The sequence below is a fragment of the Streptomyces sp. NPDC018833 genome, assembly GCF_044390825.1.
Classification (GTDB): domain Bacteria; phylum Actinomycetota; class Actinomycetes; order Streptomycetales; family Streptomycetaceae; genus Streptomyces.
In genome coordinates this window covers 664,953-690,827 of the sequence record NZ_JBIRZM010000001.1, presented here as the reverse complement: position 1 = coordinate 690,827, position 25,875 = coordinate 664,953, and the positions used below count along the sequence as shown (strand labels likewise).

25 protein-coding genes and 2 pseudogenes are annotated in these 25,875 nt (G+C 69.5%); 13 read left to right on the top strand and 14 right to left on the bottom strand.

Annotated features, from left to right (window positions below; genetic code table 11):
• Positions 1 to 276: 276 nt before the first annotated feature.
• Positions 277 to 2,187, bottom strand: a complete 1,911-nt coding sequence (locus tag ACH5AF_RS03185; protein WP_398899612.1) for a ricin-type beta-trefoil lectin domain protein — start codon at positions 2,185 to 2,187, stop codon at positions 277 to 279.
• 539 nt (positions 2,188 to 2,726) lie between these two features.
• On the opposite strand from ACH5AF_RS03185, the gene ACH5AF_RS03180 reads away from it, so the two are divergent.
• From ACH5AF_RS03180 to ACH5AF_RS03155, 6 genes are all read left to right on the top strand, one after another.
• Positions 2,727 to 3,143 carry a VOC family protein gene (locus ACH5AF_RS03180; RefSeq protein ID WP_398899610.1) on the top strand — a complete coding sequence of 139 codons (417 nt, stop codon included), beginning with the start codon at positions 2,727 to 2,729 and terminating at the stop codon, positions 3,141 to 3,143.
• Positions 3,144 to 3,839: 696 nt separating this feature from the next.
• Positions 3,840 to 4,343 carry a MauE/DoxX family redox-associated membrane protein gene (locus ACH5AF_RS03175; RefSeq protein WP_398899609.1) on the top strand — a complete coding sequence of 168 codons (504 nt, stop codon included), beginning with the start codon at positions 3,840 to 3,842 and terminating at the stop codon, positions 4,341 to 4,343.
• Between the two features lie 136 nt (positions 4,344 to 4,479).
• Positions 4,480 to 6,120 carry a radical SAM protein gene (locus tag ACH5AF_RS03170; RefSeq protein ID WP_398899607.1) on the top strand — a complete coding sequence of 547 codons (1,641 nt, stop codon included), beginning with the start codon at positions 4,480 to 4,482 and terminating at the stop codon, positions 6,118 to 6,120.
• Positions 6,117 to 6,935 (top strand): class I SAM-dependent methyltransferase, encoded by an 819-nt coding sequence (locus ACH5AF_RS03165; protein ID WP_398899606.1) that lies wholly within the window; start codon positions 6,117 to 6,119, stop codon positions 6,933 to 6,935. Before ACH5AF_RS03170 ends, ACH5AF_RS03165 begins: the two co-directional genes overlap by 4 nt.
• A 112-nt stretch (positions 6,936 to 7,047) precedes the next feature.
• Entirely contained in the window at positions 7,048 to 7,533 is a 486-nt protein-coding gene (locus ACH5AF_RS03160; RefSeq protein ID WP_398899789.1) for a hypothetical protein, read from the top strand.
• Positions 7,534 to 7,718: 185 nt separating this feature from the next.
• The gene (locus ACH5AF_RS03155) at positions 7,719 to 8,435 is read left to right on the top strand and encodes a Crp/Fnr family transcriptional regulator (protein WP_398899605.1); all 717 of its coding nucleotides are present in this window, start codon (positions 7,719 to 7,721) and stop codon (positions 8,433 to 8,435) included.
• Between the two features lie 123 nt (positions 8,436 to 8,558).
• Here ACH5AF_RS03155 and ACH5AF_RS03150 read toward each other — a convergent pair whose 3' ends face one another.
• The 3 genes from ACH5AF_RS03150 to ACH5AF_RS03140 all read right to left on the bottom strand — a co-directional run bounded on the left by ACH5AF_RS03150 (position 8,559) and on the right by ACH5AF_RS03140 (position 11,672).
• Positions 8,559 to 10,016: an MFS transporter gene (locus tag ACH5AF_RS03150; protein ID WP_398899604.1), complete on the bottom strand. Its 1,458-nt coding sequence runs from the start codon at positions 10,014 to 10,016 to the stop codon at positions 8,559 to 8,561.
• 125 nt (positions 10,017 to 10,141) lie between these two features.
• On the bottom strand, positions 10,142 to 10,648 hold the full coding sequence (locus ACH5AF_RS03145) for a nuclear transport factor 2 family protein (RefSeq protein ID WP_398899602.1): 507 nt from the start codon (positions 10,646 to 10,648) through the stop codon (positions 10,142 to 10,144).
• Between the two features lie 115 nt (positions 10,649 to 10,763).
• Positions 10,764 to 11,672, bottom strand: coding sequence for an LLM class flavin-dependent oxidoreductase (locus ACH5AF_RS03140; protein WP_398899601.1), 909 nt, complete (start codon positions 11,670 to 11,672; stop codon positions 10,764 to 10,766).
• Between the two features lie 167 nt (positions 11,673 to 11,839).
• Here ACH5AF_RS03140 and ACH5AF_RS03135 point away from each other — a divergent pair, with 167 nt between their 5' ends.
• The 5 genes and pseudogenes from ACH5AF_RS03135 to ACH5AF_RS03115 all read left to right on the top strand — a co-directional run.
• Positions 11,840 to 12,247, top strand: coding sequence for a nuclear transport factor 2 family protein (locus tag ACH5AF_RS03135; protein ID WP_398899600.1), 408 nt, complete (start codon positions 11,840 to 11,842; stop codon positions 12,245 to 12,247).
• A 110-nt stretch (positions 12,248 to 12,357) separates the two neighbouring features.
• Positions 12,358 to 12,858, top strand: a complete 501-nt coding sequence (locus tag ACH5AF_RS03130; protein ID WP_398899598.1) for a MarR family winged helix-turn-helix transcriptional regulator — start codon at positions 12,358 to 12,360, stop codon at positions 12,856 to 12,858.
• 188 nt (positions 12,859 to 13,046) lie between these two features.
• Positions 13,047 to 13,583 (top strand): MarR family winged helix-turn-helix transcriptional regulator, encoded by a 537-nt coding sequence (locus ACH5AF_RS03125; protein WP_398899597.1) that lies wholly within the window; start codon positions 13,047 to 13,049, stop codon positions 13,581 to 13,583.
• A 243-nt stretch (positions 13,584 to 13,826) separates the two neighbouring features.
• Entirely contained in the window at positions 13,827 to 13,934 is a 108-nt protein-coding gene (locus tag ACH5AF_RS03120) for a YceI family protein (RefSeq protein ID WP_398899788.1), read from the top strand.
• Positions 13,935 to 13,941: 7 nt separating this feature from the next.
• Positions 13,942 to 14,247 (top strand): annotated as a pseudogene (locus ACH5AF_RS03115) (YceI family protein); the annotation flags it as partial.
• Here ACH5AF_RS03115 and ACH5AF_RS03110 read toward each other — a convergent pair.
• From ACH5AF_RS03110 to ACH5AF_RS03065, 10 genes and pseudogenes are all read right to left on the bottom strand, one after another.
• On the bottom strand, positions 14,234 to 14,572 hold the full coding sequence (locus ACH5AF_RS03110; protein WP_398899595.1) for a hypothetical protein: 339 nt from the start codon (positions 14,570 to 14,572) through the stop codon (positions 14,234 to 14,236). The pseudogene ACH5AF_RS03115 and the gene ACH5AF_RS03110 overlap by 14 nt on opposite strands.
• Positions 14,569 to 15,495 (bottom strand): LLM class flavin-dependent oxidoreductase, encoded by a 927-nt coding sequence (locus tag ACH5AF_RS03105; protein ID WP_398899593.1) that lies wholly within the window; start codon positions 15,493 to 15,495, stop codon positions 14,569 to 14,571. The genes ACH5AF_RS03110 and ACH5AF_RS03105 overlap by 4 nt, the downstream gene beginning before the upstream one ends.
• A gap of 11 nt (positions 15,496 to 15,506) precedes the next feature.
• Positions 15,507 to 16,091, bottom strand: coding sequence for an antibiotic biosynthesis monooxygenase (locus ACH5AF_RS03100; RefSeq protein WP_398899592.1), 585 nt, complete (start codon positions 16,089 to 16,091; stop codon positions 15,507 to 15,509).
• 75 nt (positions 16,092 to 16,166) lie between these two features.
• Positions 16,167 to 17,117: a pirin family protein gene (locus ACH5AF_RS03095; protein ID WP_398899590.1), complete on the bottom strand. Its 951-nt coding sequence runs from the start codon at positions 17,115 to 17,117 to the stop codon at positions 16,167 to 16,169.
• Positions 17,118 to 17,308: 191 nt separating this feature from the next.
• Complete coding sequence (locus ACH5AF_RS03090) at positions 17,309 to 17,953, bottom strand: isochorismatase family protein (RefSeq protein WP_398899588.1); 645 nt, start codon at positions 17,951 to 17,953, stop codon at positions 17,309 to 17,311.
• A gap of 836 nt (positions 17,954 to 18,789) precedes the next feature.
• Positions 18,790 to 20,676 carry an AMP-dependent synthetase/ligase gene (locus ACH5AF_RS03085; protein WP_398899787.1) on the bottom strand — a complete coding sequence of 629 codons (1,887 nt, stop codon included), beginning with the start codon at positions 20,674 to 20,676 and terminating at the stop codon, positions 18,790 to 18,792.
• 185 nt (positions 20,677 to 20,861) lie between these two features.
• On the bottom strand, positions 20,862 to 20,936 hold the full coding sequence (locus ACH5AF_RS03080; RefSeq protein ID WP_398899786.1) for a hypothetical protein: 75 nt from the start codon (positions 20,934 to 20,936) through the stop codon (positions 20,862 to 20,864).
• 236 nt (positions 20,937 to 21,172) lie between these two features.
• A complete protein-coding gene (locus ACH5AF_RS03075) occupies positions 21,173 to 21,682 on the bottom strand; it encodes an alcohol dehydrogenase catalytic domain-containing protein (RefSeq protein ID WP_398899586.1) in 510 nt (169 codons plus the stop codon).
• A gap of 176 nt (positions 21,683 to 21,858) precedes the next feature.
• Positions 21,859 to 22,974, bottom strand: coding sequence for an NAD(P)H-dependent flavin oxidoreductase (locus ACH5AF_RS03070; protein ID WP_398899584.1), 1,116 nt, complete (start codon positions 22,972 to 22,974; stop codon positions 21,859 to 21,861).
• Between the two features lie 61 nt (positions 22,975 to 23,035).
• Positions 23,036 to 23,643: pseudogene (locus ACH5AF_RS03065) on the bottom strand (flavodoxin family protein).
• 118 nt (positions 23,644 to 23,761) lie between these two features.
• Here ACH5AF_RS03065 and ACH5AF_RS03060 point away from each other — a divergent pair.
• Positions 23,762 to 24,355 carry a TetR/AcrR family transcriptional regulator gene (locus tag ACH5AF_RS03060; RefSeq protein ID WP_398899583.1) on the top strand — a complete coding sequence of 198 codons (594 nt, stop codon included), beginning with the start codon at positions 23,762 to 23,764 and terminating at the stop codon, positions 24,353 to 24,355.
• Between the two features lie 201 nt (positions 24,356 to 24,556).
• The gene (locus ACH5AF_RS03055; protein ID WP_398899581.1) at positions 24,557 to 25,405 is read left to right on the top strand and encodes a GNAT family N-acetyltransferase; all 849 of its coding nucleotides are present in this window, start codon (positions 24,557 to 24,559) and stop codon (positions 25,403 to 25,405) included.
• Positions 25,406 to 25,875 lie beyond the last annotated feature (470 nt).

Sequence of the window (25,875 nt, the reverse complement as noted above, 5' to 3'; positions counted from 1 at the left end):
TGCCTCCGCCCCCAGCCCGGCGGCGGCGCGCAGATCGTCCGGCGACGGCAATGAGGCCGTTCCCCTTTGTGTCACTCCTCCTTGTGCCACCGCGGGGACGGCGCCCCGGGGCCGGCCCGTCGGGGATGCCGTTCCGTCTCCGACGCATTCGTGCCATGCGCCGGGCGGACACCCCTGGGTGACAGTCCTGCTGCCTCCCCCTCCACAAGCGACCGGTCCGCGCGCGACCCGCCGGGCCGCGCAGACCGTCCGGTGCGGGCAATGGGGCCGTTCCCCCTAATCCACCGCGAGTGCCGACAGTGCCGGGCGGCGGGGGATCTGAGGGGCGGGGCGCAGCAGCACAGGGGTCAGCGTCGACGGGCCGGTGAGCGGCTGGGTCTCCTGGGTGGCCGAAGGGTCGTCACTCACGCGGCGCAGGCTGCCCTCGGAGCTCCTCTCCGGCGTGGCGGACGGCCGCGAGGCCGGCGGCTGCCCGTCGGACTTCCCCGCCGGAGGGGGCGGCTCGCACGTCTCCGGGACGCACCGCTCCCTGTCCGGCGGCGGGCCACCCACGTCCTCCGTATAGGGAGCCGACTGCTGCGTCGGGCCCGAGCGGACAACGTCCGTCGCCCAGATCTGGCCCGGTGAGTCGTCGCGTACCTTCACGACCACGGGCGACCCCGGGTCGGTGGAGGCAGGCAGCACGGCGAGCCGTTCGTTCCAGCGCGGGACGATGTGGCCCTGGATGGTCAGGTCGTACCGGACGTCGCCGGCGTCGGGCGCGCTGCGCCCCGTGCAGTCGCCGGCGACAACGATGCCGTCGAGTCCGTGGGAGTTCAGGCACAGCTCGGGCGCGGCCGAGCTGCGCAGGCGGCCGTCGTTCTCGTACACCCACTGCTGGGTCGGAGCCGACGAGCACGCCGCCATCAGGACGTCCACCTCCTTCTTCGCCCTCCCGCCGGCGAAGTCGACGCAGAGGTCGGCCTCGACGTTGCGCAGTCGCGTCGTCAGCGGACCGCTCGGGTGGCCGGCCGACGTGGCCGAGGGCTGCGGCGCCTCGGCGGGCGGCAGGGACGCGGACGGCGTCGGCGCGGACGGCACTTGTCCGCTCGCGCCCGGCGCGGGCGGGGCGAGCGAGGCGGGCGGGGCCGTGCCGGTGACCGCTCCGCTGGGGACGGCCGGTCCCGCGTGGTCGCCTTCGTCGGACCACAGCGCGGCCAGGAGGGCGACGGCCAGCACCCCGGTGGCGGCAACGGCGGCGCCGATCCCGAGCGCGGCCGGTGTCGCCTTCTCCACGGCGGCACGCCTGCCCCGCAGGACCAGGACGGGCAGGGCGGCCCGGGCCCGGCCACGCCGGGAGTGCCGGCCGGTCCCCCGACCCCCGGGCGCCCCGGGCTGTCCCGGCCGGCCTTCCTTCAGGCGGGCGTGGCGACGGCGGCCCGGCCGGGAGGCGAGGTAGGACTCCGCGGCGCCGCCCAGGAGAGCCTCGGCGAGCAGGACACCGAGCCGCCCTTGCGACTGCCGCAGTTGGTCGGCGGCGTAGCGGCAGTACGCGCACTCGGACAGATGCACCTGAATGTCGGGGATCAGCGCCCCGCCCCGGCGCAGGGATATGTCGAGGAGGCGGTTGTAGTGGCGGCATTCCCCGGTGGGTGCGTACTCCCGATGCACGCGTACACACGTCTGCCGGAACTGCTCGCGCGTCTGCGCGAGTTGATCGGACGCGGCGCGCGGATCAATACCCAGCAAACCGGCCGGTACGGATATGCCCTCGGCCTCCGCCTCGGCATGCCACAGCAGTACTTGGGCCGTCATCGGCATTGCGTGGAAAGCCCGGGACACCAGCTGTCTATTCTCGGCGGGCGGTTCGGGAATCGACAGCCCCGGCAGCATGGCGGTGATCCGCTGGTCGCCCGCCCAGCTCTTGGCCATATGGCGGGTGGTCACCAGCAGATGGGGGCGCAGTGCGCCGACCGAGCCGTTGCGCGCGAGATTCTCCAGGAGCTGCGCGAATGCGGCCGTCGCCAGCATCGAGGCGATTTTCGATGAGGGCGAGCAGAGGGAGGCGTAGTCGAACACGGACTGCCAGTGCCTGGCCAGCAGCGTGCTGACGGGGTAAGCCTCCTGACTTGCTCCCCCGTCGTTCAGCGCGGCGGCGAACTCCTCGTCGGAGACCCCGGGTATGCGGCCGGACTGAGAAGAAGACACGTTTCCGGGCGTGCTGGGGTGCTGCATAGACGTCTTTCCATCCATGGCATTGCGGTGGGGGGTTGCTGTGGGGCCATCGGCTCCGGTCGAGGGAGGATGCCGACAGCCGGTCGACAAGGAGCGGGACCTGTTGGTCCATACCATCCGGTGGCGTGCCGCTTCTTTTGGGAGAGGCTCGCCCTCAGGGAATTCGAACGGTTGATCAGAATGGCGTTTGTTCGGTAGTGAGAGGGCTCACCCTTGCACAACTTCCCTGCACGGAACAAGAGTTCCCGGATCGCCCGCCATTAACGGCACCGAAGTCAAGCCATCGCCCGCTCGAGCGACACCGCTTTCTGGAACATGAGTAAGTACAACAATGACCGTCCATTGCCACGCCACTCCTTGACGCGTGCCCGAAATCGGTCCACACCGACCCCCTTACCGCGCGAAACCCGACACCGTCCGAACATCCCCGGACACGCGCGGTTCCCCACTGCCGTGCGGCCACCGCAGGGCTACTCTGCACACCTGGCAAACCGTCATGAAAGGATCATGCAGTGGCCTCTCGCCTCAATCCGTACATCAGCTTCACCGGTGACGCGAAGCAAGCAATGGAGTTCTACAAGGGCGTCTTCGGCGGCAATCTGTCGATGCACACCTACGGCGACTTCGGGTCCGAGGCGCCTCCCGGATACGCCGACAAGGTCATGCACGGCATGCTGGAGACGGACAACGGCTTCACGCTGATGTGCTCCGACAACCCGCCCGGCATGGAGTACAAGCCGGGCAACAACTTCGCCGTGAGCGTGAGCGGGGACGACGCCGACGAGCTGCGCGCCTACTGGGACAAGCTGTCCGCAGGCGGCAATGTCTCGGTCCCGCTGGAGAAGCAGATGTGGGGCGATGTCTTCGGCATGTGCACGGACAAGTACGGCGTCGCCTGGATGATCAACATCAGCCAGGCCGAGGGCTGACACCATTGTGCCCTCGACCCGCGAAGGCCCCGACCCGTCCAGGGTCCCGGTCCTCCCGGGTCCCGGTCCTCCGGGGCTTGGTCCTCCCGGGTCCCGGTCCTCCGGCGCTTGGTTCCGTGGGCGCTCGCCGTGCCGGGGCCTTCCGCGGAACGAGTCGCCCGCCTCGCAGCCGCCGGACACCCGGTCGAGGTCCTGCGTGATCGCGACGCCGGAGCAACCGCCCCGGCACGTCGCATTCGTGCTACGCGGTGACGACTCGTTCCCACTCATGACCACAGGCGGCGGGCTTCGCGGTCCCGCCGCCTCGGTGCGGATCCGCTCGCCCGCCGCGCACACGCCGGGTACTCCAAGCCCACCCAGGGCGATGAAGCCAGGACAGTCGGGTCCACCGGGCGCCCGAGCGGATCGCCTTCCGTCCGCCCGTCAGCGGCGCAACAGATGGCCTGCCGGCCCAGGACCCCGCCGCCCAGGAGCAGAGCGGCAAGCCCCCGATCGTCCCGGCGCGACGACTGGCCGACGAACTGGCCCGGGCCTTCTGCCGAGCGTTCACCAGGCATCACTCCTGACCGAGCGGGCTCCGCGTGATGCGCGCTCCGGGAAAACGGGTCCCGTGCTTCCGATGGTCTCGCGCATGAGGTGCTGGTTCGGTGAGCGCGCTTACAGTTCTCGGCTTCCCGCGCGGCTTACGTTCGGAGCATGGTGCTGCGGATCGTGCTGGGTGCGGTGTACACGGCGATGGCGGTCGGCCAGCTCGCGTCCTTCGGGCACATGCCCGGGATTCTGGCCGCGTACGGGCTGGTCGACGGCGCAGCCGCGACCGCGTCGGCCGTGGCACTGATCGTGGGCGAGCTGGTGTCCGGCGTCTGGTTCCTGGCCCGCCCGCGATCGCGGACGGTCGCGCCGGTGTGGGTGTTCACGGCCGTCTCGGTGATGTGGACGTTCCTCGCGGCGCAGGCGTACGCACGCGGCCTCACCGTGACCAACTGCGGCTGCTTCGGCGTCTACCTGTCCCAGCGGCTGAGCTGGTTGGTGCTCGCCCAGGACGCGTTGACGCTGCTCTACGCGGGGCTGCTGCTGCGCGGAGCCCGCCGGGCTCCTGCCGCACCGGCCCCGGGAGCCCTCTCCGGCCGGGGCACCGCGCAGGACGAAACCGCTGCGCGCGCGGGATCCCCTCCCGGGGTCGAGAAGAGCGGTCCCTGATGTCCGCATCCCGTGCAGGCTCCGGCCTGCGCGGCATGACGGCCCGAACGGGAGGAGTGCTGCCGGTCCGTGTCCGTCCCGTCCGATGCAGCAGACCAAGACCGAGCCCGGTCTCACCTGAGTGGAGGATCCCCTGATGACCCAAGGCCCCGCGCCACGCAGCAAAGTGGACCGCGACGAGGTGTTCGTGGAGTTCACCAAGTCGATCTGCCCGTTGTGCAAGACGCCGGTCGACGCCCAGGTCAACATCCGCAAGGGCAAGGTCTACCTGCGTAAACGCTGCCGCGAGCACGGCGAGTTCGAGGCCCTGGTGTACGGGGACGCCGAGGAGTACCTGTCCTCGGCCCGGTTCAACAAGCCCGGCACCCTCCCCCTGGTCTTCCAGACCGAGGTGCGGGACGGCTGCCCCAGTGACTGCGGGTTGTGCCCGGAGCACAAGCAGCACGCCTGCCTGGGCATCATCGAGGTCAACACCGGCTGCAATCTCGATTGCCCGATCTGCTTCGCCGACTCCGGTCACCAGAGCGACGGCTATTCGATCACGCATGAGCAGTGCGAGCGGATGCTGGATGCCTTCGTGGAGTCCGAGGGCGAGGCGGAGGTGGTGATGTTCTCCGGCGGCGAGCCGACCATCCACCAGCACATCCTGGACTTCATCGACCTCGCGCAGGACCGGCCGATCAGATCCGTCAACCTCAACACCAACGGTATCCGGCTCGCCTCCGACACACGGTTCGTCGCCGAGCTCGGCAAACGCAACGAGGTTCCGGGCAGGTCGGTGAACATCTATCTCCAGTTCGACGGCTTCGACGAGCGCACCCACCGGGAGATCCGCGGCCGCGACCTGCGGACGTTCAAGCAGCGTGCGCTCGACAACTGCGCCGATGCAGGGCTCACCGTCACCCTGGTCGCCGCCGTCGAGCGCGGCCTGAACGAACACGAACTCGGAGCGATCATCGAGTACGGCATCGACCACCCCGCCGTCCGGTCGGTGGCGTTTCAGCCCGTCACCCACTCCGGCCGCCACGTCGAGTTCGATCCGCTGAACCGGCTCACCAACCCCGACGTCATCAAGCTGATCAACGCCCAGCGACCGCAGTGGTTCCAGAAGGGCGACTTCTTCCCCGTCCCTTGCTGCTTCCCCACCTGTCGCTCGATCACCTACCTGCTGGTGGACGGCGAACCGGGCGACCGGACCGTGGTGCCCATCCCTCGGCTGCTGCGGATCGAGGACCACCTCGACTACGTGGCCAATCGAGTGATGCCCGACGCCCGGATCCGCGAGGCGCTGGAGAAACTCTGGTCGGCATCCGCGTTCATGGGAACGGAGACGACCGAGGAGGAGCTGCTGGCCACCGCCGGGGCCCTGGGCTGCGCTGGGGGCACTCCCCCTGGCTTCGCCGGGGGCACCCCCACCCCTGCCGAAGGCTACGGGGGAACCTGCGGCATCGACCTGCCCCAGGCCGTCAGGGACCTGAACGACAAGGCGTTCATGATCGTGGTGCAGGACTTCCAGGACCCCTACACCCTCAACGTCAAGCAACTGATGAAGTGCTGCGTCGAGGAGATCACCCCCGACGGACGCCTCATCCCCTTCTGCGCCTACAACTCCGTCGGCTACCGCGAACAGGTCCGCGCCCAGATGTCCGGCGTCCCGGTCGCCGACGTGGTGCCCAACGCAACTCCGCTCGCCGGACGGCTCACCGACACCCCCTACGGCTCCAAGACCGCCCGCAGCACGGCGCCCCGGCCGACCGCCGAGGAGGGCGCACGATGACCCACCGGAACGCCGACTCGCCCGCCGCTACCGGGGAAGAGCTCAAAGCCTGCTGCGCCGCCGCGTACTCCTCCGATGTGGTCGCTCTGCTGCTGGGCGACGCCTACCACCCCGGCGGCACCGCCCTGACCCGCCGCCTTGCCGACGGGCTCCGCCTGACGGAGGACTGCCGCGTTCTCGATGTGGCCTCGGGCCGCGGCACCACCGCCCTTCTCCTCGCCGACCTCCACGGCGTGACGATGGACGGGTTGGACTACTCACCGGCCAACACAGCCCTGGCCCAAGGAGCCGCCGCGGCCGCGGGACTCGGAGAGCGGGCCGTGTTCACCACCGGGGACGCCGAGCATCTGCCCTACCCGGATGGCGTGTTCGACGCGGTGGTGTGCGAGTGCGCCCTGTGCACCTTCCCCGACAAAGCCCGGGCCGCCGCCGAGTTCTCCCGTGTCCTGCGTCCCGGTGGACGGGTCGGCATCACCGACGTCACCGCCACCCCCGACCGGCTCCCGCCCGAGCTGACCGGCCTCGCCGCGCGGATCGCCTGCATCGCCGACGCCCGCCCGCCGGCCCAGTACGCCGAGATCCTGGCCGCCGCCGGGCTGCGCACCATCCGCACCGAACGCCACGATGCGGCCATGACCCGCATGATCGACCAGATCGAGGCGCGACTGAACCTGCTGCGACTGACCGCCGCGGCCAAGCTCACCGACGGCGGCGTGGACCTTGAGGCGGCCCCGGCCGTCCTGGCCGCTGCCCGCAGGTCCGTCGCGGACGGCATCCTCGGCTACGCCCTGCTCATCGCCGAGAAATCCCCCTGACGACCGCACGATCTACCGGCCCGTACGTAACCGCGCTCACATACCCGCATCGTCACCGGTCCTAGCGTCGGCGCTGAAGTAGTCATCCCGCGCAGGAGAGGACTTGAGCATCATGACAGCCACCGTGCAGGTATCCCCGAGAACCGCTGCCATCCCGGTCTACGCGGCCTACGGCGCGGCGGCCGGTGTGGTCGGCGGGATCGGGTTCGGCATCTGGATGTCGGTGTCCCGGCCGATGACGGACACCGCGATGATCACCATGGTCGCCGGTCTCCTCGGATCGGCCAACGCCTTCGTCGGGTGGCTGATCCACCTGGGCATCTCGGTCTTCGCCGGCATCACCTTCGGCGTGGTCCTCGGGCGGTTCGCCCGGAAGACGGCACCCGCGGTCGTACTCGGGCCGGCGTACGGCGCCGTGTGGTGGTTCATCGGCGCACTGTGGATCATGCCCGCCAATATGGGCATGCCGGTCTTCGAATGGAACGACGTCACCGCCTCCAGCCTTGGCGGCCACCTGGTCTTCGGGCTGCTGATCGGGCTCGCTTTCTCCTCCATCGCTCAGGTGATGGGCAGGCGGACGGGCGCGGCCGCCAGATGAGCCGGATACCGCCCGGGCGGCCCGGAGGCCCGGGCATGCCGCCGCGGGGTGCACCGTGTGGCAGCGCCCCGGGCGGCACCGCCATGTCCTACTGTCTGGCCGAAGGCGCGGACGCACTGGCCGGCCCGGCATGGGGAGCCGCGCCCCCGCCCTGGGCGCCGGGACGACGTGAGGAGACGCATCACATGATCGACACCGGTGACGCCCAGGACGCCGAGCGGACCTGGTGCCTGGCCGAGGTCGACATCTTCTGCGACCTTTCCGAGAAGGAAATGGAGGCCATCGCCGCCGCGGCGCCGATGAAGACCTACACGGCCGGGGAGATGCTGTACTCCCCGACCCAGCCGTGCGAGGTGCTGTTCATCCTCAAGAGGGGCAGGGTGCGCATCTTCCGGGTCTCCGCCGACGGCCGGGCTCTGACCACCGCGATCATCACGCCGGGCACCATCTTCGGCGAGATGGTCCTCCTCGGGCAGCGCATGTACGACAACTATGCCGAAGCCCTCGACGACGCGGTCGTATGCGTCATGAGCCGCACCGACGTGCACCGCTTCCTGCTGGTCGATGCCCGGATCTCCGCCCGCATCACCGCGATCCTCGGCCGCCGCCTCGCCGACCTCGAACAGCGCCTGTCCGACAGCGTGTTCAAATCCGTCGCGCAGCGCATCGCCACCACGCTGACGACCCTCACCACCGCACAGCCCCGGCCCGGACCGTTGCGGCCCGGCGCCCGCCACCCGCAGATCGCCCTCACCCATGAACAGCTGGCGGCACTTGCCGGCACCTCCCGCGAGACCTGCACCAAGGTCCTGCGCGAGTTCGCCGACCGTGGCCTGATCCGGCTCGCCCGCGGACGCATCACCGTCCTCGATTCCGAACGGCTCCAGGACGCGTCGGGATAGCCGTACGGCGTCACACATCCGTCCGCCTCCGCCGGGCCGAAGCAGCCGTGGGAATCCGCCGCCCTCGCGCCCCGGTCTCTCGCCTGCGACGTGAATCCCCCGGTCAGGGGGCCGTCGCCGCCATCAACGACGGGGTGCTGTGACTGCGCGCGGCAGGAGGAGGACCACCGCGACACCAACAGCCGCGAAGACAGCGCCGAGCGCGAACACGAGGGTGAACGCGCCCTGGCCCGGCAGGGCGGAGCCCGTGACCGAGTGGGTGCTGAGGATCGCGATGGCGACCTGGGTCCCGATGACGCCGCCCACCGTTCTGACAACGGTGTTGAGGCCATTGGCAGTGGCTATCGCGTGGCCCGGCGCGAAGCGGGCCACGAGCGAGGGGAGTACCGCGAAGCAGCACGCCGCGCCCGTCCCCAGAATGACCGAGTCGGCGAGGACCTGCAGTGGCGTGGCATGCCAGAGAGCCAGGGCCACGCTCCCGGCGAGCACCAGCGCCATGCCCCCGAGCAGTGGAGCGCGGTGACCGAACGCCCGCTCCAGCCGGGGTACCGCCGGGGCCACCAGCACTTGCAGGAGCGCCGAAGGGAGCATGAGCAGGCCGGCGGCGGTGACGCTCAAGCCGAATCCCCGCGTGGCGCCCTCGGGCCCCTGCGCCGGCAGCTGGGCGAGCGTCGGCACGAGGAGGAAGAAGATCAGGGCCGCGGCGTAGAAGAGCGCCGCGGCGCAGTGTGTCAGCAGGATGGGCCGGTGGAGGAAGACGCGCGATGCGAGCAGCGGGTGCCGCACGCGCCGTTCGGCCACCGCCAGAGCGGCCAGGAGTACGGCCGCGCCGAGGAAGAGGCCGACCACGGTGGGAGAGGTCCACCCGGCATGCGAGCCCTGGGTGATCGCGAGCAGGAGGGAAACGAGACCGAACGAGAGCAGGATGGTGCCCAGCACGTCCTGGGGTTCGTCCCGGCGCGCGGTGTCGTCGGGGATCCATCGGGCCACGAGCAGGAAGGCGACCGCGATGACCCCGGCGAGCACGGCGAACATCCACCTCCACGACGCGTGGTCGATCAGGAGGCCGCCGATGACGAAGCCCAGCCCGGTACCCGCGCCGATCATCGCGGAGACGATTCCCAGCCCCTGGCCGGTCCGCTGCCGGGGAAGCAACGCGCTGATGAGGCCGAAGGACAGGGGAAGTGCCGCCGCCCCGGCCCCCTGCGCCACGCGCGCCAGCAGCAGGACGGGGAAGTTCCAGGCGAGGGCGGCCAGCACGGTGCCGGAGCCGAAGACGGCGAGCGACGCGAGCAGGACGCGGCGCTTGCCCCGCCGGTCACCGAGGCGCGCGAGCACCGGGGTCAGTACGGCGCCGGACAGGAGGTAGAGGGTGAACACCCACGCGGCCCAGTCGCCGCTCACCTGGAAGTGACGTTGGAAGGTCGGCAGGGCCGGAGCGACCAGGGTCTGCAGCAGCCCGTAGGCCAGTACCGCGACCGAGAGAGCGGCGACCACAGGGCCGGCGGACGGGCCGGTGTCCGGGCGGTGACCCGCGGGCGAGGCGGCGGAAAGTGCGGTGGTTCGGTCTTCCTGGGGCATGACGACCTCTGGTGGGGACGACGACCGGCAGAACCGTCACCGCGCCGAGGAGAGCGCGGGCGCGGTGACGGCATACGGCTCCGCGAGGGGGAAGGGTGACTGAACGACCTGAATATCGGCCGGAGTTACTGGCTCGGTGAGGCGAGCTCGTCCAGCGTCTGCACGCGCTGGACGATCTGCCACTTGCCATCCGCCTTGCGGAGCTTGTCCGTGTAGGTGCCGGTGGCGTAGACGGCATGCTCCTTCTCGGTCTCCGCGACCCAGTACCAGGAGCGGGCGGTGGCGGTGGCGCCGTTGGCCTCGATCACGGCGGGGCCGGACATGTGCCGCTTGCCCTTGGTGAAGCCCTTCTCGGCCAGGTCGATGAACATGGCCTTGATCTCGTCCCGGCCGTCGGCGGAGCCGAACGGGCTCCGGTAACGACCGTCCTCGGTGTACAGGTTCGCGTAGCCGTCGGCGTCCCTGAGATCGATGTACATCTGGTGACGGTCGATCACCTCACGGATCGCGAACCGGTCGTTGGGGCTGTCGCTCCCGGTGGCGGTGGCGGACCCGCCCGTGAGTACGGCGGCGGCCACGACACCGGCCAGGACGGCTGTGGCGGGGGCGGCGATTCTCCGGATGGTCTTCATCTCTACTCCTTCACGCGACGCCGAGAATCACAAAGTTGATAGTCACAACATTGACTAACTTGATCGTATTCCCCTCCCGGGGAGACGTCCAGCGCGGGGGAGCCGCAGGCTTCGGTCAGGGCGAAGCCGCGGGACAGGCGCCCCGTTCACGAGCGACGCGCTCCCGGACGGCGGGTACCACTTCTTCGGCGAACAGCGACAGCTGACGGTCGACGGGGCCCCTGGGGAAGAACACGAAGGTGTCCATGCCGCCGTCGATGACGAGGCCCGTCAGTTCCTCCACCCACTGCTCAACCGGACCGACGAGAAAGCCCTGCCCAAGGCCGTCGGCGATCAGGCCGTCGATGTTGTACAGGCGCCGGATGTCCTGCGGCCGCCGGGCCGCCGCCTCGGCGGCGTCATCGATGCGTGCGTGAGCCTCCGGCAGACGGGGCGGCGGCAGAAACGGCGACGAGGGAACCCAGCCGTTCGCCAGCCGTCCGGTCAGTTCGAGGGAGCGCGGCCCGAGGGCACCGAGCCAGATACCCATGTCATGGACGGGCAGCGGACCGGGGTGTGCACCCCGCAGCGAGTAGAACCGGCCGTCGTACCGCACCGATCGCTGTTCGCTCCAGAGCAGCCGGATGACCGTGATCGCCTCCTCGAGCGCACTCACCGCCTCGCCCGCCGTACGCCGCTCACCGCCGTACGCCTCGACCGCCTCCCAGGCGCCGCCCGCACCGAGCCCCAGGTCGAACCGGCCGCCGCTGATGACATCGAGGGTCGCGGCCGACTTGGCGATCAGTGGAGGGTGCCGCAGAGGGAGGTTGGAGACGTCAGGGAAGAAGCGAATCCGCTCCGTGCGGGCCGCCAGGGCACTCAACAGCGTCCATGTGTCCAGGAACCTCCCCTGATAGGGATGGTCCTGGATGCCCACCAGGTCGAGCCCCAGCCGTTCGGCCAGCAGGACCGACTCCAGCACCTCACCGTACCTACCGGGCTCGGTGGAGTACCCGAACTCCAGCCGCCTGCCGTAATCCGCCACAACGCCTCCATCTCCGGCACCGGACCGACCGGCGCCTCGGTATACACACCCCCGACCCTGGTGGCGGAATACCCGTCATCGCCGCACAGTGATCCCTAGGACCACACAGACACGGAAGCGCAAAGTCAATAATTTGACTATCTACCATGAGACGAAAGTGCTGCGCCATGGACACGACCGCCGACATCGTCCAGATCACCGACGTGCTCAACCGCCACCAGGTCTACATCGACCTGCGGGACGCCGACGGCTACGCCGACCTCTACTCCGAGGACGGTCACTACGAGAGTCCCTTCACATCGGCGACGGGACGCGCGCAGATCAGGCAGATGTTCATCGACCTGCGCGACCAGGGGTTCACAGCCGGCAAGCGCCACATGACGGGCCCGGCCATGATCGATGTCGACGGCACCCGCGCGACCGCCCGGTCGTGGTACTGGGTCGCCGAGACCGAGCACGCAGCCACCGTCTACGCCACCGGCACCTACACCGACCAGCTTCAGAAGATCGACGGCAACTGGAAGATCACTCACCGCGTACAGACGCTGGACCCGAGCGCGACTCACAACCAGTGACGCCGCGGGGCCCATACCTGACAAAGGTCGTGACAGCCCAGCCTGATCACCTCCGGCGCCCACTATTATGACGAAAGGTGACAGTCAGTATCCGGACGAGGAGAGTGTTCGTGCGTCGCAGCGAACGGAAGCAACGGGATCCGGACCTCGGAATCCTCTCCACGCGATTGCTCTTCTCGATTCAGAAGGAGCTGTTCGACACGCTGGCGGAGCAGGGGCATCCCGAACTCCGGCCCCAGCACGGCGCCGTACTCGGCTTCCTCGACGAGCAAGGCAGCCGCGCGACCGACTTGTCACGCCAGTCGGGCACCCACAAGCAGGTCATCGGCAACCTGATCGACGAACTCGAGAAACTGGAGTACGTCGAGCGCCACCCCGACCCCAGCGACCGGCGAGCCAAACTGATCGTCCCCACCTCCCGAGGCCGGGACCAGATGGCCAAATCAGACGCGATCATGGCCGACATCGAACAGCGGCACGCCGAAGCCATCGGCGAACGGAAGTTCGCCACCTTCAAAGGCGCCCTCCGGGACATAACCGCACAGCAACTGGCGCAGTTCGACGAGACATCCGCGAGCAGACGGCAGTCACGCAAGGGCACCGGCCGCTGACCCCGCCCCGGCCCGACCACGGGCGCCTCAGGGATTCAGTGTCACACCTCCAGATCCATTAGTCACTTACGTGACAGTCACAGATATTACCATACGGGTCGTCGAAGGCCGCCCCTGGCGTGCCGACGCCGCCGACGACACGCCCGGTACAGGAATCACTGGCGACATGCCCATTATCATTACGTAACGTGACAGTCAGTAACCGTGATGAGGAGAGCGGTGTGGGCCGGCGGAGCGAAAGGAAGCAAGCGGATCCAGCCCTCGCGATCCTGTCCGCGCAGTTGCTCTTCGCGATCCAGAGGGAACTCTCCGAGACGCTGGCGGAGCAGGGGCATCCCGAACTCCGGCCCCAGCACGGCGCCGTACTCGGCTTCCTCGACGAGCAAGGCAGCCGCGCGACCGACTTGTCACGCCAGTCGGGCACCCACAAGCAGGTCATCGGCAACCTGATCGACGAACTCGAGAAACTGGAGTACGTCGAGCGCCACCCCGACCCCAGCGACCGGCGAGCCAAACTGATCGTCCCCACCTCCCGAGGCCGGGACCAGATGGCCAAATCAGACGCGATCATGGCCGACATCGAACAGCGGCACGCCGAAGCCATCGGCGAACGGAAGTTCGCCACCTTCAAAGGCGCCTTCCGGGACATAACCGCACAGCAACTGGCGCAGTTCGACGAGACATCCGCGAGCAGACGGCAGTCACGCAAGGGCACCGGCCGCTAGCAGCCGTTCAGAGCCCCGGAGTCGATCACGACGCGGCTTTGCGCGCCACGCTCGACGGCCTCATGCGCGGACACGATCTCACGCCCCGGCAAACTCAGGAGATCACCATGAGCACAGCGCCGCTCGCCGAGAACGACCAGCTCACCGGCGTTTGGTAGATGGACCCCGCCCATTCCGAAGTGAGCTTCACCGTGCGCCACCTGATGGCCCGCGCGCGGCGGCTTCTCCTCCTTCGGCGGGACCATCACCGTCGGGGACGAGCCGGTACGGTCCAGCGTCCGGGCCGAGATCGACACCACGTCGATCGACACACGCAACGCCGAACGGGACAAGCACCTGCGCAGCGCCTGACTACTTCGACACCGGCACCTACCCGACGGCACACTTCGAGTCCGCGGCCGTACGGGAACAGGAAGACGGTCGATACAGCGTCGAGGGGCTCATGACCTTCAAGGGCGAGACCCGTCCGGTCACCCTCGACCTGGTGTTCCTCGGTATCGGCGACGACCCGTGGGGCGGCACGCGAGCCAGATTCCGGGCGTCCACCCGGATCAACCGCTCCGACTTCGGCGTGCCGGCCAACGTGCCCCTGACCGGGGGACGCGCGTTGATCGGGGACAGCGTCGCGATCGAACTCGAGATCGAGGCGGTCAGGCAGCAGTAGCCCCGCACCCGGCCGGAAGGGGCGCGGACGAGGAGATGTCCGCCCCCTGCCCGGGCCCACCATGTCCGCACCCCAGGGCCTGCGGGCAGACAACCGTGGGCCCCAGCACCCCGAGCGGACTCCTCCAGCGGGTGGTGGTGATTGCGGCGGAGTCGACGGCGGCCCCCCGGCGGTGTCGGACGGCGTCCTCGGCGGCAACGCGGGCGGCCACCTGACAGACCGCCTCGACACTGCCCGGCGCCTGGACGACCCACGTCTGGGTGCCGCGCACTTCCTCGTCGTCCACGATGCGCACGGTCGGCGCGGTGACGTTCCACAAGGTCATGACGGTGAATGCTCCTGTTCGGCGCCTTGACGAACGATTTCCCGTACGGCAGGCACAACCTCGCGTGCGAAGCGCTCGATCTGACCGACCGTGGCGTCCTCCGGCCAGAAGACAAAGGTCCTGAACGGCTGCTCGGTCGCCAGGCGGGCCAGCAGCGCGGCCCACTGCTCCGCTGTCGCGCGGACGGGGGCCTTACCCGCCCTGGCCTCGGCGTCGCCGGGCCGGTCGGTGATGGTGCCGACGAGCTGAGCGATCCTCAGCACGTCCTGAGGGTTCCTTCCCGAGGCGAGGGCCGCCTCGTCGATCAGCGCGTTGGACTCGGCCCACTTCTCGTAGGGAAGGTAGCTGGGGATCGGTGCGGCCCATCCGTCCGCCACCCGGCCGGTCAGTTCGAGGGAACGCGGCCCCTGGGCACCCACCCAGATGCCGATCGGGTGGGCCGGAGTGGGCCCGCTGTGCAGCCCCGGAATGGTGTAGTGCTGCCCCTCGAACGTGACCGGCTCGGGCGTGGGCCGCCACAGCGCTCTCAGGACCTGGATGGCCTCGCCCAGCTGGGCCAGCGCCTCGGGCCGGCCGAGCTGGGGCGTCATTCCCATCCTGGCGATGGCGGACCAGTAGCCGCCACCGCCGATACCGAGCTCGAAGCGGCCTGAGGAAAGCAGGTCGAGCGACGCCGCCGTCTTGGCGAGCATCGAAGGATGTCGCAGCGGCAGGTTGGCGACGTCCGGGAAGAAGCGCAGCCGCTCGGTCGCCTCCAGCAGTGAGGCGATGAGGGTGAAGGCGTCCACGAACGTCGGGCTGTAGGGGTGGTCCTGCACGCCGACGAGGTCGAGCCCTCCCTCTTCGGCCGCGCGCACCAGGTCGCGGTGGGCCGCGATGTCGGTGGTCGGGTTGAGCGAGAATCCGAACTGCAGGTCACGCATGGCGGGATTCCTCAGGTTGGGGTGCGGGTGATCGACGGACCGCGCAGCCAGCGGCCAAGGACGCGGGAGAGCGCGGGCAGCAGTGCATAGGTCATGGCCGCGCTGAAGAAGAGCGCGATCAGCGCGTTGCGCAGGGCTGAGTGAAAGGTGCCGATGTACGGCATCAGGAGAGCGTCGGCGAGGAGGGACAGCGGGTACACGGACGCCGCGGCCACGAGCGTCAGCTTCCAGCGGGGCGGTGTGGCGCGGTCCGGCAGGGCGAACAGGTCCTCCATGCCGGACAGATGGCGGGTGCGCACCAGCTCGTGCAGTTCGCTGCCGTGGCGGAGACAGCGTTCCTTGTGGGGCGAGTTCTCCCAGGCGTGCAGAGAGGTCTGATCGGCGAACCGGTAGACGAGGTGCCAGCGGTCGTCCGAGGCCGAGGGGTGCAGGACGCCGCCTCCGAGGTATCCGGGGAAGCCTGCGGCTTCGGCCAGAATGCCCTGCGCCCAGGAGGTGAACTCCTCCTCCCTGCCGGGAAGGACGCGGCGTTCGACCAGCACGGTGACGGGGGCGGTGTGCCCGCGCGGCGGGTTCGGGCGGTCGACGGTGGTCATGGGCTTCCTTGCGAGTGCTTGGCGTGGTCGTGATGCGTGCCGGGACCGGGCGGCCTGAGCGGCCCCGGCACGGGGTCATGCGGCCGGGATCCGGCCGAGGCGTCCGGCCTGGAAGTCGTCGAACGCCTGCATCACTTCGCTGCGGGTGTTCATGACGAAGGGGCCGTTCCAGGCGACCGGCTGACGGATGGGCAGTCCGCCGAGCACGACCACGTCGAGCGCCGGTGATCTGCCCTCCTGCTTGTCGTCGGCCTGGATGGTGAGTACGTCGCCCGGGCCGAAGACGGCGAGCTGACCGGAGTGCAGCGGTCGCCCCTCCTCGCCAACACTCCCCCGGCCCGCCAGAACGTATGCGAGTGCGTTGAAGTCCGGGCGCCAGGGAAGCGTCAGCCGGGCACCGGGGCTGAGGGTGGCATGGAGCAGTGTGATCGGCGTGTGCGTCGCACCGGGCCCCTGCCTTCCCGCCAGCTCACCGGCGATCAGCCGGACCAGGGCTCCACCGTCGTCACTGGTCAGGAGCTCCAGCTGGGAACCACGGATGTCCTGGTAGCGGGGCTCGGACATCTTGCGATCGCGGGGCAGATTGACCCACAGCTGGAAGCCGTGGAACAGTCCGCCGCTCATCACCAGATGCTCGGGGGGCGTTTCGATGTGCAGCATGCCGGAGCCGGCCGTCATCCACTGGGTGTCCCCATTGGCGATGACACCGCCGCCTCCGCCCGAGTCCCGGTGCTCCATGATCCCGTCGATCATGTAGGTGACGGTCTCGAACCCCCGGTGAGGGTGCCATGGCGTGCCCTTGGGCTCACCGGGGCTGTATTCCACCTCGCCCATCTGATCCATCATCAGGAACGGATCGAGGTGGCGCAGATCGATCCCTGCCAGTGCCCGGCGCACCGGGAATCCCTCCCCTTCGAAGCCCTGGCGGGCGTCGGTCACTGCGAGGACGGGACGCTGCCGGGCCGCTTCACCCGGGAGCGGGATGCGCGGCAGCGTGAGGGGCGAGTCGACGGTCACCGCAGGCATGGTCGTTCTCCTTCCGGCGCCGGATTCCGCGGCGCGCTCCAGCAGGTGGGGCATGGCGTGAGGGGGCATGGCGTGAGGGGCTTGGGTCCGGGTGCCGGGCTCTACGGGGGGCAAGGCCCGGCACCCGGGGAGCTCCCGCGGTGCGCTTACGGGGGATACGCGCCGCGGGAGCGGCTCGGTGGCCGGACGGGTCAGCCGTTCTTGGCGTACGCGCCCGACAGCTGACCGACGAGCGTCGCGAACGGCATGTCGAGGGCGGTGTAGACCTCGTAGGCCTTCGGATCGGCGTTGTCGGCGAGGATCTCGACCATCGTGGTGGCGTAGTCGGTGACGATCACGCCCGCCTGCTGCATCCGCAGCAGACCCGTGGTCCGCTTGGTCTCACTGAAGGTGCCGGAGGCGTCGATGGCCGCGTACGCGTCGTAGCCGGCAGCCGTGGCGGACAGTGCCGGGAAGGCCAGGCAAACCTCGATGGAGACGCCCGCGATGATCAGCTTCTTGCGGCCCGTGGCCTCGATGGCCTGCCGCACGCGCGGATCGTCCCAGGCGTTGACGGTGCTGCGGTCGATCACATCGAGGTCCGCGGGGAGGGCCTCCGCCAGTTCCGGTACCAGCGGCCCCCACAGGCCGTCCGCCCCGGTGGTCGTCACCACGGTCGGGATGTCGAGCACCTGGGCGGCCTTGGCCAGGGCGGTGACGTTGTGCTTGAGCGTGGCGACGTCGATGTCTCGCACGCCGGTGAACAGCCCGATCTGGTGGTCCACCAGCAGCAGGGCGGCGTTGTCACGGGTCAGCGGCTCGTGGAAGCGGCTGGTTCCGGCGAGGTTCTCGCTCATGGATCGTCTCCGGGATTCAGGGGCGGTCACCCGCCCGTCGAGATTAGTAAGTATCGTGACAGTCAGAAGCTTGACCAAACTCAGCCTATTCCCCGTCCGGCGAGATAAACAAGATCACGTCGAAGAGGGCTCTCGGAGGTCGGCCCGCGGGCGGCGCGGAGGGCAACGTTCCGGCGCGGTCTCGCCCGGCGGGCACGGGGGGCATGGACGCTGAACGGTCGAGCGCGGGCACCTCGCCGAGCGGCCAGAGCGTCCGGCCGCGGCCTCCCAGCAGCAGCGCGCGCGGCAATCAGCAGCGCAGTGGTGCGACCGATACGCGAGGCCGGCGCCCCACAGAACGCGACATCGAATGCCGTCCCCTTCCCATGAACACGGTCATGGAGATCGCCGGCCACATACCCACGCGGGCAACAGCAGCTGGAGGGAGGCGTTGACTGCGGCGAGCACCGCCAGTTCGGCCAGTCCGCCCATCACGAGCCGGCGACGCAGACAGACGCTCCCTTGACTTCACCACGATGCAGGAATCGACCGGCGGCCCGAGGCGCTGCCAGGGGACTGGGCACGTACCGCCGCATCCGCACCGGCAGACCCGTGATGTCCGGAGCTGGACGACGGCCGGGGCCGGCTCCACGTGTGCATGGCGCTGCGGATGCCGTTGGTGCTCCGCGCCGCCTGGCTGGAAGAACTCCCCCGCCGTGCAGGGCCTGCCACCGTCCATTGCCGCCCATGTCCACCGGACGATCGCGTTGGTGTCCGGCGAGCCGAATGCCCTCCTCGGACAGGTGAGCCCGGTGTCCGGTACGGCTGGGGGAGGTGCCGTACCGGACAGATGGAGATCAGGCCTCGCGGGAACCCTCGTACATCCCCTCGATGACCTCGGCGTACTCGCGCTCCACAACAGGCCGCTTGACCTTGAGGCTGGGGGTGAGTTCACCGTGCTCGACGTCGAGGTCTCGCGAGAGCACCGAGAACTTCTTGATGGTCTGCCACCGTTGCAAGTCGCCGTTGACCCGCTGGACGAAGCCGTCGATCAGCTCGTGGACCTGTGGCGAGGTGACGACCTCGGCGTAGCTGCGGCCGCCGAGGTCGTGAGACGCCGCCCAGGGCATGATCACGGTCTCGTCCAGGGTGATCAGGGCGGAGCAGAAGTTACGGCCGTTGCCGATGACCAGGATGTTGCTGACGAACGGGCAGATGGCCTTGAAGCGGCCTTCGATCTCGGTGGGCGCCACGTACTTGCCGCCGGAGGTCTTGAACACGTCCTTCTTGCGGTCGGTGATCCGGACGAAGCCGTCCCTGTCCATCTCGCCGATGTCGCCGGTGTGGAACCAGCCGTCGCTCTCCAGCACCTCCGCGGTCTTGTCGGGGAGGTTGTGGTAGCCGCGCATGACGCCGGGGCCTCTCAAGAGGACCTCGCCGTCGTCGGCGATGCGGACCTCGGTGCCGGGGAGCGGTTTGCCGACCGTGCCGACCCGGTAGTCGTCGACGGGGTTGACGATGCAGCCGGCGCTGGTCTCGGTCAGGCCGTAGCCCTCGATGACGTGCACGCCGGCGCCGGAGAAGAAGTAGCCGATGTCGGGGGCGAGGGCGGCACTGCCGGAAACGCTGGCGCGCAGATTGCCTCCGAAGGCCGCGCGGATCCTGCCGTACACCAGTCTGTCGGCGACGGCGTGCTGGACGAGGAGCCGCAGGGGCACCCGGCGCCTTCCGGTCGCCGCCATGCTCTCCTGCCCGGTCCTTGCGTAGTCGCGGGCGACCTTCGCCGCCCAGAGGAAGATCTTGTATTTCGCGCCACCCTCGGCTCTCGCCCTGCCCGCGATGCCGTTGTAGACCTTCTCGAAGATCCGCGGCGCGGACGCCATCAGGGTGGGCCGGATGGCGGGCAGGTTGGTGATGATGCGGTCGACCCGTCCATCCAGCGCCATGACATGGCCGGTCCTGATCTGACCGGAGATCAGGGCCTTGCCGAAGACGTGGGACAGCGGCAGCCACACAAACTGGACATCGTCGGAGCGCAGCCCGCCGGCCTCCTGTGCGACGGCCTGGTACGACCAGCAGTCGTGCACCAGGCGCACGCCCTTGGGCCGGCCGGTCGTGCCGGAGGTGTAGATCAGGGTGGCGAGTTGCTCCCGCTCGATTGTCCCGACCGTCTCCTCGACCGCGTTCGGGTGCTCTTCCAGATACGCCGTCCCCCGTTTCTCCAACTCAGCCAGGGAGAGCACCTCCAGCCCCGCCACCTGGGGGAGGTCCGCCAGGGGGTCGAAGAGGATCGCGTGGCCGAGCTCGGGCAGGCGTTCGGCGTGGGCGACCACCTTGGCCAGTTGGGCGGCGTCCTCGACGAAGATCGCCCGGCTGCCGGAGTCGGAGAGTATGTACACCGTCTCATCGGCATTGGTGCTGGGGTAGACGGCGGTGGCGGCGGCGCCCGCGCACATCGCGCCCAGGTCGGCCAGAATCCATTCCACCCGAGTGGAGGAGGAGATCGCCACCCGCTCCTCGCGCCGTACACCGAGGGCGAGCAGGCCGGCCGCGATCGCCTCGACGCGCTCGGCGGTCTGAGCCCACGTCAGCGAGCGCCACTGCTCAGCGTCGCCGGAGGCGCCGTCGTCGGCCGGCGCGGGGTAGCGGTAAGCCTCACGGTCGGGTGTGGCCCCGACTCTTGAGAGAAAGAGGTGCGCCACGGAAACCGGGCGGCTTTCAGGAAGGGACTGCGCGGAACTCACATCGACCTCCGGGCCCGGTGCGCCCATCAACGAATTGTTAACTGGCAGGTAACTCGCAAGACTAGAGCGAAGTCCGCCGCCGCGTAAGGGAGGAAGGCGCTGAACAGAGCCGCCCGATCGACCTCTCGGCGGATCCGCTCCCGGCGCGTCGGCGGCCACTGTTCAACTCGTGCGGGACATTTCCGTCACAGAGTGAGCACGAGCTTGCCGCGGACCCGGCCGGTCTCGCTGGTCCGGTGCGCTTCGGCCGCCTTGTGCAGGGGCAGGACGTCCTGGGCTTCGGCATGGAACCCCGGTGTCGATGAGCGTGCTGTTGCGGTGCAGTGCCTCGCCGTCCGGAGTGACGATCACGCGCTGCCCCTTGATTCCCGGCACGCGGTGCGCCTCGTCGATGGGTTCCGGCCGGGTGATGAGTGTGCCGCCCGGTCGCAGCAGAGCCCACGACTCCTGCTGACTCCGGCCGCCGCCGACGGTGTCGATGACAGCGTGGACCGGTTCAATGGTGTGCAGGCCGTCCGAGGTGCGGTCCACGGGCTCGTCGACACCGAGCCGGCTCAGAAGGTCGAGATTGCGTGGTGAGGCGGTGGCCACGACATGTGCCCAAGCGGGCCTTGGCGAGCTGTACGGCGAAGTGGCCGACCCCGCCCGTGCCGGCGTGCACCGGAACCCGCTGCCCCGAGGCCATGTGTACGGCATCGACAGACTGCCAGGCGGTCAGGGCCGCGAGCGGAACGGCCGCGGCCTGGGGGAAGCACAGGCCGGCGGGCCTGGGCACCACCGCCGATGCGGGCAGGACGGCGAACTCCTGGTAGGCGCCGCCGTGCGGCAGGGGCAGCATGCCGTACACCTCGTCACCGGCAGCTGGACCGTCCGCCGTCCCCGCCGCCTCGACGACCACCCCTGCCACATCCCACCCCAGCACCAGCGGAAAATGGCGGTCCGTGCCGATCGCGCCTTCACGGAACTTCCAGTCGACGGGGTCGACCCCGGCTGCCCGAACCCTCACCAGGACCTCTCCGGCGGTGGGGGCCGGTACTGGTTGCCCGGTCAGTTTCAGGACGCTTTCATCTCCGTAGCGGGAGAAGACCACTGCAACGCATGACAGGTGCTCCTGAGAAGTCGAAAAGAGATTGTTCGGCCTTGGGCGGCGACGGCTGAATGCGGGGCGACTGCGCTCGACCGTCAGTCGTGCCCGTGTGCCGGGCGGCGCAGTGCCGCCTCGGTGCCGGCGATGAGCTCGTCGAGGTAGGCGCGGGCGCCGCCCGGCCGGGTGAGTGCTGCCGCCTGTCCGGCCCAGAGGTTGACGTAGTCGGCCAGGCCGCGTTCCGCGGCCGCTGTGCGCAGCGGGCGGGTGAGTGTGTATTGGATCGGGTAGGGGGCCAGTTCGTTCTCGTACGCCAGTGCCTCGCGGGTGAAGCGGTTGGGGACGGCTCGCGCGAGCCGTCCCGAGAAGGCTCGGGTCAGTACGGTCGTACGCGCCTCGGGGCCGTGCAGCGCGGCCCGGTGGATGGCGCTCGCGCCGGACTCCTCGGTGGTAAGGAAGCCGGTGCCGATCTGCGCTCCGTCTGCCCCGAGCGTCAGCGCCGCGGCGATTCCCCGGCCGTCGGCGAGGCCGCCGGCGGCCACCACGGGGATCGAAACGGCCTGTGCGACCTGGGGGACGAGGGAGAAGGTCCCGACGAGGGACTCGTTGACGGGGCGCAGGAACGAGCCGCGGTGCCCTCCCGCGTCGCTGCCCGAGGCGACGACGGCGTCCATGCCCGCCGCCTCGATCGCGAGGGCCTCCTCGACGGTGGTCGCGGTGCCGATGGTCCGGATGCTCCGGCGCCTTGCCTCGTCGAGCACCCGGCCGTCGGGGATGCCCATCACGAAGCTGATCACCGGCGGCTCCGCCGCGAGCAGCGCGTCGATCTGTTCCTCGAAAGCGGGGGCGGGTGGCGGATCCTCCAACTGGTTTGTCGACAGGCCCAGTTCTTCGAACCACGGGCGCAGCAGCTCGGCGTAACGGGCCGTCCGGTCACGGTCGGGCGGTGCCGCGGCCTCGTCGGGGTGCGGGACCCAGAGGTTGACGGCGAAGGGTCGGACGGTGGCCTTCCGCAGCTCACTCACGAGCTCGCCGATCCCGTGCGGTGTGAGGATGTGTGCTCCGTACGAGCCGAGCCCGCCGCCCTCGGAGACGGCGGAGGCGAGCGCCACGGACGACAGTCCGCCGCCGAACGGGCCTTGCACGATGGGGACTTCGAGGTCCAGCAGCTCGGTGAGCCGGCCACGGGCCCAGGAACGCTTTTCTCCGGTCATGTCAGTCGTCCTTGGAGTTGAGGAGTTGAGGAGTTGAGGAAAGGTCCGGGGCTGAGCGCGTTCACCGCACGAGGGTGAGCGCCGTGCGCCCCGCCACCTGCTCCAGGGCGGTCTCGGCCACCCGGCGTCCGAGATGCTCGGCAGTGCGCAGATCCGCCCCAGAGGGGGTGTCGTCCGGGCCGAGGTCGGACGGCGACTGTGCCATCGCGCCGAGGAAGCCGCCGAGGCGGTTGAGGTCCTCCGGGGTTCCGGTGGTGGAGTACTCACCGCCGGGCGGCAGACCCAGCGAGACCCAGTTCATGCCGTGCTGAGCGGCGAAGAGCGCGAGGGAGACCAGGACGTTCAGCTTGTCGCCGTTGACGCCCGCGGAGTTGGTGAAGCCGGCGGCGAGCTTTCCGGCCCAGCCCTGCTCCATCCAGACCGGGGCGCTGGCCTCGGCGAAAGCCTGGAAGACGGCGGACTGGCTCCCCATATAGGTCGGCGTACCGAAGACGATCGCATCAGCGGCGGCCAGCGACTCCCACAGCTGGTCGTCCACGACGGCCACGTCGCACAGCTCGGCCTGCGCTCCGGGCAGCGAACCGGCTCCGGCGGCGACCGCTCGGCCTGGCGCGCGGTGTGGCCGTAGCCGCTGTGGAAGGCCACGGCGACGGTGATGTTCTCGGGCATGACGAAGTCCTCGCAGGTCAGATAGTCGGCGGGCAGGTTGCCCACCACTCGAGAGGACAGTAGACGACCGGTCAACTAAACACCACCCTCATAGTTGACCGGCCGTATACTCATCGCCATGGGACGGACGAGCACGGCACGCGAAAGACTGCTGGACGCGGCCTGTGGCCTGATGCTGAGCCGCGGTTACGGCACGATCGGTGTCGCCGAGATCTGTGCCCGCGCGGACGTGAAGAAGGGCAGCTTCTACCACTTCTTCGAGTCGAAACAGGCCCTGACGATCGAGGCCATCAACGCGCACTGGGCAGCCCAGCGGCCCGCTTGGGTGGCGACCCTGGGCGGCGACGGGCCCGCGGAGGACCGGCTCGAGCGGCTCTTCCTCGACCAAGCCGCAGCCCAGCGCGCGGCGAAGACCGAGGGCGGCGCCGTCAACGGATGCCTGTTCGGCAATCTGGCGCTGGAGATGAGCACCCAGGACGCGGTTGTCCAGGCCCGGCTGGCAGAGATCTTCGACGAGCAGATCGACCTGGTCCACGCCACGCTGACGGACGCGGCGGAGCAGGGCACGATCCCCGCTCCTGCCGCGACCCGCACCACCGCCCGCGCCGTACTCGCCCAGCTGGAGGGCATGGTCATGTTCGCGAAACTGGCGAACGACCCCTCCGTACTGGACGGCCTATGGGCGCAGGCCTCCCGGCTCCTGAGGAGCTAGGCGGCCGATCCGCTCGGGCAGGCGAACGTACTCAACCGGCACATGCCAAAAGCGGCCAACTTTTGGCCAAGTGGCCCGGTAGGAAGCGAGCGCGCCGGGGGTAGACCGGTATCCGAAGTTCCCCGGCGAAGCGCCACATCCCTGGCAGCGCCTCATCACGCCGGGCGGGCGGGCCCACTGACAACGTCTCTGGAGTGAGAAGTGCCGACATTCAAGATCAGTGTCGCGAGCGCCGACGACATCGGGCGAATGGGAGATTGGGCCGACGCCGAAGGCTGGAACCCGGGCCATACCGATGGCCATGCCTTCTTCGCCACCGATCCGCACGGCTTCCTGATCGGGCGGCTCGATGGTGAGCCCGTCGCCTGCATCTCGGTCGTACGCTATGGCACCGACTTCGGGTTCCTGGGCTTCTACATCACCCGTCCACCACTACGTGGCCAGGGCTATGGAATCCGGTTGTGGCACGCCGGCATGGCACGACTTGCCGGTCGCAATGTCGGGCTCGACGGGGTGGTGGCCCAACAGGGCAACTACCGCACATCCGGTTTTCGGTCCGCCTGGAACAACATTCGCTACGAAGGCACGCCGTCCGCCGAGACCGCGACGCCGACCGGCGTCACGCTGGTCGACGCCCGCACCCTGCCCTTCGACCAACTCGCAGCCTACGACCGCCGCTTCTTCCCGGCCGCGCGCGACAGTTTCCTTGCGCCCTGGATCGCCGCACCGCAGCGCCGCGCCCTGGCCGCGATGCACAACGGAGAATTGCGGGGCCTGGCCGTCATGCGGGCCTGCCGCACGGCCTCGCGCATCGGGCCGCTCTATGCCGCCTCTCCCGATGTGGCCGCTGCGCTGGTGGGAGAGCTCTCCGCCACCACCCCGGGCAAGGCCGTGGCGATCGACGTGCCCGACACCAACACGGCCGCCGTGCACCTCATGGAGCAACTCGGCCTCGCGCCGTCCTTCGAGACCGCCCGCATGTACACGGGCCCGGCCCCGCGGATCGATCACTCCGGGCTGTTCGGCATCACCAGCCTCGAACTGGGCTGACTCCCCCGACCGCGCGGAACGCACGCAGCTGGGGCCTCCCACGCTGGGCCGACCTGGGCCCCCCTCGCCTCGCGCCTGCCCGAGCAGGCTGTCGCCCACGGCGTATCGGGGCGAGAGCGGGGCCCGCTTCGGCGCCCAACCTGGCACCTTCGAGCACCGACTCCGTACCCCCTGCCCCCTGCCCTCCGACACTCGGGACGAGGCGGCACGGCCGCCGCACTCGGCGCCGGCAGGCCTGTTCACCCAAGATGCTCAAGGTGTGCTTGCGGAGCGGCGCCGCCGACGGGGCGCCGGTGGCATCGCGGCTCCGTGCGCCACTGATCCAAGCGGCCTTGCACTGTCCGGGTGTCAGGATGATCGGGGCCAAGGATTGCCCTCCGCCTCGGGCATCGCCAGACGCTCGCTCGTCTCCGAGGAGGGCCCAGCACCCCTCGTGGCGAGGGGTGGGGAGGGGCCGGGAGGGTGAACCT

Excerpts from the sequence above, each read along its gene's own strand:
- ACH5AF_RS03090 (WP_398899588.1), bottom strand. The coding sequence starts at position 17,953 with ATGAGCGAGAACCTCGCCGGAACCAGCCGCTTCCACGAGCCGCTGACC.
- ACH5AF_RS03060 (WP_398899583.1), top strand. The coding sequence starts at position 23,762 with ATGGGACGGACGAGCACGGCACGCGAAAGACTGCTGGACGCGGCCTGT.
- ACH5AF_RS03105 (WP_398899593.1), bottom strand. The coding sequence starts at position 15,495 with ATGCGTGACCTGCAGTTCGGATTCTCGCTCAACCCGACCACCGACATC.
- ACH5AF_RS03175 (WP_398899609.1), top strand. The coding sequence starts at position 3,840 with ATGGTGCTGCGGATCGTGCTGGGTGCGGTGTACACGGCGATGGCGGTC.
- ACH5AF_RS03170 (WP_398899607.1), top strand. The coding sequence starts at position 4,480 with ATGACCCAAGGCCCCGCGCCACGCAGCAAAGTGGACCGCGACGAGGTG.
- ACH5AF_RS03100 (WP_398899592.1), bottom strand. The coding sequence starts at position 16,091 with ATGACCACCGTCGACCGCCCGAACCCGCCGCGCGGGCACACCGCCCCC.
- ACH5AF_RS03070 (WP_398899584.1), bottom strand. The coding sequence starts at position 22,974 with ATGACCGGAGAAAAGCGTTCCTGGGCCCGTGGCCGGCTCACCGAGCTG.
- ACH5AF_RS03145 (WP_398899602.1), bottom strand. The coding sequence starts at position 10,648 with ATGAAGACCATCCGGAGAATCGCCGCCCCCGCCACAGCCGTCCTGGCC.
- ACH5AF_RS03135 (WP_398899600.1), top strand. The coding sequence starts at position 11,840 with ATGGACACGACCGCCGACATCGTCCAGATCACCGACGTGCTCAACCGC.
- ACH5AF_RS03150 (WP_398899604.1), bottom strand. The coding sequence starts at position 10,016 with ATGCCCCAGGAAGACCGAACCACCGCACTTTCCGCCGCCTCGCCCGCG.
- ACH5AF_RS03110 (WP_398899595.1), bottom strand. The coding sequence starts at position 14,572 with ATGACCTTGTGGAACGTCACCGCGCCGACCGTGCGCATCGTGGACGAC.
- ACH5AF_RS03155 (WP_398899605.1), top strand. The coding sequence starts at position 7,719 with ATGATCGACACCGGTGACGCCCAGGACGCCGAGCGGACCTGGTGCCTG.
- ACH5AF_RS03160 (WP_398899789.1), top strand. The coding sequence starts at position 7,048 with ATGACAGCCACCGTGCAGGTATCCCCGAGAACCGCTGCCATCCCGGTC.
- ACH5AF_RS03095 (WP_398899590.1), bottom strand. The coding sequence starts at position 17,117 with ATGCCTGCGGTGACCGTCGACTCGCCCCTCACGCTGCCGCGCATCCCG.
- ACH5AF_RS03165 (WP_398899606.1), top strand. The coding sequence starts at position 6,117 with ATGACCCACCGGAACGCCGACTCGCCCGCCGCTACCGGGGAAGAGCTC.